Raw genomic sequence first — 6537 nt, 5'->3', positions numbered from 1 at the left:
TCCAGAGCTGATTTGCCGTCGGTACCATCTGCGCCATCAATACCATCTGCACCTTTTAAGGCATTAAACATATCGGTGATCGTACCCTCTGGGCCAATCAAGCCAATCTCACGAGCCAGATCCAGAGCTGATTTGCCGTCGGTACCATCTGCGCCATCAATACCATCTGCACCTTTTAAGGCATTAAACATATCGGTGATCGTACCCTCTGGGCCAATCAAGCCAATCTCACGAGCCAGATCCAGAGCTGATTTGCCATCGGTACCATCCGTACCATCAGTACCTTTTAAGTAGGCCATCAGATCAGTTAGCGTTGCGCCCGCTGGCAGCAGATTTGCTTCAATCGCTAACTCAAGTGCAGATTTACCATCTGCACCATCAGTACCTTTTAAGTAAGCCATCAGATCAGTTAGCGTTGCGCCCGCTGGCAGCAGATTTGCTTCAATCGCTAACTCAAGTGCAGATTTACCATCTGCACCATCTGCACCTTTTAAGTAAGCCATCAGATCAGTTAGCGTTGCGCCCGCTGGCAGCAGATTTGCTTCAATCGCTAACTCAAGTGCAGATTTACCATCTGCACCTTGTAAAGATGCGATCCACTCAGCCTCGGTGCCAACATAGCCACCTGCTACCGCAATCTCATATGCTGATTTGCCATCTGCACCTTTTAACGATGCAAGCCAGTCAGCCTCGGTGCCAACATAGCCACCTGCTACCGCAATCTCATATGCTGATTTGCCATCTGCACCTTGTAAAGATGCGATCCACTCAGCCTCGGTGCCAACATAACCACCTGCTACCGCAATCTCATACGCTGATAGGCCATCCGCACCGTCCTGACCAGCAGGACCAGTTGCTCCTTTTTCTTCCTTAGAAGAAGAGTCGTTACTTGCAACTGCTGCCAACCCCGCCAAAGGAATTAATGCCAATAACCAGTATGGATTAAAGGTATAGGTTGCTGCCGCTAAAGGCTCACCACCTAAGGCCTGACCTGCTGCAATTTCATCTGCGAGCAAACTGACCGCATGTTCCTGTAAACCACTTTCTGGTACATAGGCGTAATAACTACCATTTTCATGCAAACCAATTAATAAATTGGTGCTTGTTCCATCTTGATTGTAATAATCTTCAATGATCAGATCCGTCTCAAATGGATGCTTTCTATCATCTTCAAAAGCCACATGCAGGTCATTGCCGACACGTTTTGTTTTGATATTTTCTGGCGCAAACTGGGTAGCAGCATCAATAAATTCATAGTTTACATTTTTCTTTGCCTGAATAATCACAGGCTGATCAGGTCCTTTTGTTGCCTGAAATGTTGAAATCACTTTGTTGGCATTGTGCAACTTAACAGTAATATTTTGATTTTGCATAATCATCATCCCAATCTTGTTACAACAAGAAGCATCAATATGTTTTTAAAAATTTAAATCTGGAAAAGTTGGTTTATTGCGCTTTAAAACCATATGTCACAACCTCTACACGGCGGTTCGGCAAGTTACATTCATCTCTGGCTGTTTTATTATTTGCAAAGCGAGCATCACAATCACTCACCACAAGCTCGTGCTCACCACGACCTTCTGCCAAAATATTTGAATTCGTCACACCTTGCTGAATCAATAGATGTCTTACTGTCTGTGCACGTTGTAAGGAAAGTCTCTGATTATATTCTTCTGAACCAACAGGATCGGTGTAACCAATTACCGCAATTTGTCCAATATGAACTGCATTTTTTTTGATTTCAGCTGCAATGACTGCAATCTCGCGCTGTCCTTGCGGTAACAGGTTTTGTGAATCTGCCTTGCCATAGGCAAATAATGCACTTGCAGCTAAAGTGTATTTTTTCACAACAGGCTGAGGGGCTTGAGCCTGCTGATACAATATTTTCGGACAAATACTGCTTTGTTCTAGGCGAGGCAGAGTATGAGTTTGTTCTTGTGTATGCTGTAGAGCTTGCTGAGCTTGCTGCTCGGTTAAAGGCTTAAGAGCCAGTTGATGATCATCGGCTTGAATGACCGAAAAATAATGTATGCGATTGTTGGTCAAATCAAAGGGGTTTTTTTGCTCACGCAGGATTGGATAATTTAGGTTGATATCAGTATATGCCACAGTGATATTGGTTGGCATTGCACATAACGGAATTGCTTTATAACCACCCGATTGTAAAGAGGTCAGGTATTTCCCCTCCACAAAAATATTCGCTGCCGTACCTTCTACAGCACCTGGCTCACGAATGAATACTGCCATTACCTGCTCTGAAGTCAAACTTTCAGTTGCAATTGCGGCATTTGGAATGAAGTTACGCCATTTTTCATTAGAAGATAACTGTCCAGTTGAACTACAACCGACTGCCAGCAATGAGAGACCTAAAATACTAACCAGCTTCTTTGCACCCATCGTCAAACCCCACGAATTTCACAAGTTGACTAAAACCTAGATTTAAGTTTTGCTAATAAAAGCCACAAAAATATAATTTCTGAGACAGAATTAACACTTACTCTTTCATAATAGTAAATAAAACAATAAAAATCTAACAAAAATCGAGGATTAAATATAATTTCTTCAAGATTTTTGTATTTTAAATATTATTCTCACAGAAACCTGACAATCATTCTCATTAAAGGATATGAGATTAAAAATATAGCAACAATTCTCTTTATCAATCGAATTGTATTTACAATTCTCAATCTCAAACACAACAATAGCACTTAACAAAATATTAATATCTTTACAACAATCCCATATCTTTATTATCGGATTAAGCTATTTTAAATTCTTAAAATATTAAGCCATTAAAATAACCTTAAATTTATTATGGATTTAAGATGCTTCATTTAAGTAATAGTCAAAATATTAATATTTATAGTTACCTTTTTGATTTTATTCATATAAAAATAAAATAATTAGCAAATAGTCAATAAAAAAGCCAGGCTTAAAACCTGACTTATTTTAGATATACTTCATAATGATAGAAGAGAAAGGATAATGCCTTAGCGCTCCTGTAATGCTTGCTTCATTCGTGTGATCGGTTTAATCAGGTATTGCAGAATGGTTTTTTCACCAGTTTTAACATCCACACTCGCAATCATGCCTGGAATAATCGGCATTGGTTGACCATTTTTATCGGTCAAAGCATTCTGGCTAGTTTCGACCAAAATCCGGTAGTAAGCTTCATCTGGATTCAAATTCAGCTCACTTGGACGGGTTTTATCACGTAAGGTATCTGGACTGATTAAAGTGACTTTGCCTTCAAGTCCACCATAAAGTGAATAGTCATAAGCAGTAATTTTTACAATCGCATCTAAACCTGGACGTACAAAAGCAACATCCTGAGGGCGAATATAAGCTTCTACCAGCAATTTATCATCCAGCGGAACAATTTCCATAATATCCTGTCCCGCCTGAACCACACCACCGACCGTATTGATTTTAATGTTTTTCACAATCCCCCGTAATGGTGCGCGTATTAAACTACGGTCTACCGGGTCGGCTCGCATCGCCATATTTTCTTTGGCCTGTGCCAGTTCAGATTCAATCCGTACCAGTTCATTGTTGGCTTCTGCTGCATACTGATTGCGTTTGTCATCTATTTGCAGGGCCAGGTCCGAAGACTGGCGACGCATACGTAACAATTCAACCTCGGACATTACTCCTTCTGCCACCATTGGTGCAGTAATGGCTATCTCACGGTCTAGCATCGACTTGCTGGTTCTTAGGCCAGACACTGCATCTTCTACCGCACGGCGTCGTGCTTCATAGGCAGCACGCTCACGGCGCTTTAAGTCTAAACTAATCCCTGCGGGAAACTGTATCACAGTACCATAAGATTCCGCACGTAAACGTGCCGCCATGGCTTCTAGGTTAGCAACCTTGGCTTCACTTTCACGTAATACCGCGGCACTTCTTGTATCGTCCAAGGTTAATAAAATTTGCCCTTTTTCAACTACATCCCCTTCACGCACCCGCATCTCTTTAATGGTGCCAGGATCAAGACTTTGTACAATCTGTTCACGGCTAGTCGGAATTACACTGCCTTGTCCACGCGTGACTTCTTCGACCGTGCTGTTATAGGCCCAAATCACAAAGACCACTAAAAACACGAACAGCAAACCAATCACCCAAAACAGCCCTGTATGCTTTTCTTTTTGCAAAGCTGCATTCAGATCATTAACCAGCTTCAGGTCTTTGGAATGTATCTGCTCAGATGACGGAGCTTGTTTATCTTTCATACATCTTTCTCAATTATTGCAGGCGATGTCACAGGGGTATTTTGCTTCACACTGTTAGCTTAACCATTTTCAGAGGTGGCTGCAGTATCGGAATTTGGGGTCACTGCCTGGCTCACTTGAGCTGAACTGCTCGCCCCTGCAGGTCGAATCACGCGTGGTGCAGTCATACGCACTTTTTGTTCGTTGTGCGCCAGCTTTTTCAGCACAGCATCACGAGGACCATCCATCACAATTTTGCCCTGATCCACCACCACAATCCGATCTACAATACTCAGCACCTGCATACGATGTGTCACCACCAACAGGGTTTTGTCTTTACACCATTGCCCTAATGCTTTCAGGGCTTTCTGCTCGGTGCCCTGATCCAATCCTGTGGTTGGTTCATCTAACAGCACCACTTTAGGATGACGTAAAGTTAAACGGGCCAGCGCAATAATTTGTTTTTGTCCGCCGGATAAGCCTTGCCCATCTTCACCCAATGGCATATCCAAACCTTTAGGATGGTTTTGGATCACCTGCTCTAAACCAAAGCGTTTCAGTGCATTGAGTAAATCCTGATTGCCTGTAAAGCCATCTTGACGTGCCAAATCTAAATTTTCACGTAAACTGCCTAAAAACAACCGTGGAGATTGTCCCAGCATGGCAATTTGATTACGCACAAAATTCGGATCAAGTTGGCGTAAATCCACCCCATCCAAAGTGATATTGCCCTGACTCGGCTCAAACAAACCACTGGCCAGTTTAAGCAAGGTGGTTTTACCACTGCCAATTTTGCCCAAAACCCCGACTTTCTCACCCGGTTTCAGCTGCAATTGCACGCCTTTGACCACCTCTGGCGTATCATCCTGATATTTAAAGCTCACCTGTTGCAGATTTAACTCACCGGCCACATGCTCCAGACTAATGTATTCACGTTCTGGGTCACGCTCAATTTTACGGTCAATAATACTTTGCAAACCTTGCATGCCGACTTTGGCTTGCTGGAAGCGAATGGCCAGATTGGCAATTTGTGCCAGTGGTGCCAGTGCACGCCCTGAGAGGATTACTGCAGCAATCAAGGCACCCATGGTGATTTTAGAATTAGCATCTGGACTATGAATTAAATAGGTACCGACAATCACCAGCAGTACCGTATTCAATTGTTGAACCCCGACAGAGAAATTCACCACAAAGTTGCTTAAATCACGGGTTTTAATACTGGATGCTGCACTACGGGCGGTATAAAAATCCCACTTTTCTTGTGCCCAGCTGGCGGCATTATTGGTTTTTAAGGTTTCAATCCCTTCAATTGCTTCAACTGCTAGACCTTGACGCTGTGCACCTTCACGCATTGATTCATTAATAAAACGTGCCAATGGACCTTGGGCTAAAAAACCAACCAGCATCACAATAGGAATCAGAATTAATGGCACCAAAGCCAACTTACCAGCGATGAGCCAAATGACCGTAATGAACAGCAATAAGAACGGTAAATCCACCAACACCAATAAACTGGCGCTGGTCATAAAATCACGTACCGACTCAAATTCACGCAAGTTATTGGCATAGGCCCCCGATGACGCAGGCTTTTCCGATAAATCCAGACTCATCACCCGTCTAAAAATAGCAGAACTAATGATCAGGTCGGCTTTTTTACCGGCAATATCGGTTAAATGCCCACGAATCATTTTAGCCACAAACTCAAACAGAATGGCTAAAACTACCCCAATACTGAGTACCCATAACGTTTCATAGGATTTATTCGGAATCACACGGTCATAGACATTCATCACATACAATGAACTGACCAAGGCCAAAAAGTTGATAATAAAAGTTGCTAAAATCACCTGATAATAATAGGAACGGAAACGCCAGATGACTTTCCAGAACCAGGCTTTCGGCATGTGATATTCAGGTAGCTCTGAACGCAAATCACTGGCCAATTTGGGCTTAATAAACCAGCAATATCCCAAATACAATTCACTTAGTTGGGCTTGTGTCAGCTGTTGTTTTAAGCCATCAGTCTGCTGAATTTGATACACCCGCTCATCACCCACCCCTTCAATTTTGGTAATGACAGCTGCATTTTCATCGTGTAATACAATCACTACAGGCATTGCTAAAGATGGAATATCCTGCAAACTGCGCTGCGCCAAAGTGTTGTCAAAACCATGGGTTTTTAAAACCTCGCCCAGCGACTGATAATTCACCTGCAGGTTTTGATCATGGGTCACCTGTGCCATTAAGGTCGCTACAGAAATAGGCGTTCCCAAAAGCTGAGTAACCAAGGCAATATGTTCAATGATGGATTTCATGATCGTTTTAACAA

Annotated in this window: 3 protein-coding genes and 1 pseudogene; all 4 read right to left on the bottom strand. The window is 42.7% G+C overall.

Features of this window, described 5'->3' with window-relative positions:
* Window positions 1-1373 (bottom strand): annotated as a pseudogene (locus tag FTU98_RS11915) (hypothetical protein); the annotation flags it as partial.
* Between the two features lie 73 nt (window positions 1374-1446).
* Window positions 1447-2397, bottom strand: coding sequence for an OmpA family protein (locus tag FTU98_RS11910; RefSeq protein ID WP_180051472.1), 951 nt, complete (start codon window positions 2395-2397; stop codon window positions 1447-1449).
* Window positions 2398-2990: 593 nt separating this feature from the next.
* Window positions 2991-4229, bottom strand: coding sequence for an HlyD family type I secretion periplasmic adaptor subunit (locus tag FTU98_RS11905; RefSeq protein ID WP_180051471.1), 1239 nt, complete (start codon window positions 4227-4229; stop codon window positions 2991-2993).
* 59 nt (window positions 4230-4288) lie between these two features.
* A complete protein-coding gene (locus FTU98_RS11900) occupies window positions 4289-6523 on the bottom strand; it encodes a type I secretion system permease/ATPase (protein ID WP_180051470.1) in 2235 nt (744 codons plus the stop codon).
* Between the last annotated feature and the right edge of the window lie 14 nt (window positions 6524-6537).

It is taken from the genome of Acinetobacter sp. YH12211, assembly GCF_013418015.1.
Taxonomy (GTDB): domain Bacteria; phylum Pseudomonadota; class Gammaproteobacteria; order Pseudomonadales; family Moraxellaceae; genus Acinetobacter; species Acinetobacter towneri.
The sequence above is the reverse complement of the archived record's forward strand: the minus strand, read 5'-3'. Positions and strand labels throughout refer to the sequence as shown.

Coding starts and splice junctions, on each gene's coding strand:
- FTU98_RS11900 (WP_180051470.1), bottom strand. CDS start 6,523: ATGAAATCCATCATTGAACATATTGCCTTGGTTACTCAGCTTTTGGGA.
- FTU98_RS11905 (WP_180051471.1), bottom strand. CDS start 4,229: ATGAAAGATAAACAAGCTCCGTCATCTGAGCAGATACATTCCAAAGAC.
- FTU98_RS11910 (WP_180051472.1), bottom strand. CDS start 2,397: ATGGGTGCAAAGAAGCTGGTTAGTATTTTAGGTCTCTCATTGCTGGCA.